Annotated in this window: 2 protein-coding genes; both read right to left on the bottom strand. The window is 45.5% G+C overall.

Annotation, left to right across the window (positions count from 1 at the left end; all coding sequences use genetic code 11):
* On the bottom strand, positions 1-405 hold a 405-nt coding region (locus N1032_RS23870), incomplete at its 3' end, for a hypothetical protein (protein WP_259542913.1).
* Between the two features lie 107 nt (positions 406-512).
* The coding region (locus N1032_RS23875; protein ID WP_259542916.1) for a hypothetical protein at positions 513-987 on the bottom strand (475 nt) is incomplete at its 5' end.

Below are 987 nucleotides of genomic sequence, written 5' to 3' on the forward strand. Positions count from 1 at the left end.
TTCCGGGATCTCTGGCTCTGGTTTAGCGTGTAACCCTTTTGCTGTGCTTCCCTTATGATGTTTCTCAATAACTGGCTTAACTACATTCTGAATATAATCATGCCCGTATTGTAACGCCTCATCTTGTGTTAGCTGCCCACTCTGTACGCCCTGATTAAGAGTTTCTAAATAGGTGTGGAAATCCTCGCTATACTCTTGTACAGCGGGATCTGATTCCAGATTAGAAATAAAGTTATCATGCTTTTCAGTGGTATAATCTTTAGCTAAATCAAACTTATCTAGCTTGATTGGGCTAATGGCTTGCTCCATTTGGCTAATGTGCTGCCCTTGATTATCTTGCTGGCTTTCGCCCTGTTCCTGTTGGCCCTGTGCTGTTGGTAGAGGCTGTGCAATCTGGTTACGCATACGCGCACTGTTACCGATGAAATGAGATAGCATCTGATCAGCGGTAGGCGATAGCTCCGGGGCTAACATTGTGTTTTGACTTTGAATAAACATATTAAATTAGCTCCTTACATGCTCTGACCAATAGATCCACCAATAGAAGCGCCTAAGCTGGCTCCCATTGGGCCACCGAAGAAACCACCCGCTACAGCACCTGCCGCACCCATAATGCCGCCCATCATACCGTTACCCTGTGCAGGTGTAACAGTTGTGGTATTACGTGTGCCTGTAGTGCCACTGTTAGCCAATGGGCCTAGAATTGGTGACATATATTGCAGACGGGCAAGGGCCGGGGATTGTAGTAATAGTTGATTCTGGCGACCAACATCAAGCATATATTGCTGCTGTTGCTGCTGAATTGAACCCACATTAATTGTATTCTGTAGATTCTGTAGATACTGCTGATTGTACTGATTCTGGTAAGCCATACCCTGATTATATGCGTTATAACCAGTGCTGATCTGACTCTGAGCAAGATTAGCAAGGCTTGAGGCTGTATTCTGCTGTAGTCCTAAGTAGGCTTGATAGCGTTGCTGTGCTGCG

It is taken from the genome of Herbiconiux daphne (assembly GCF_024979295.1).
Classification (GTDB): Bacteria; Actinomycetota; Actinomycetes; order Actinomycetales; family Microbacteriaceae; genus Herbiconiux; species Herbiconiux daphnes.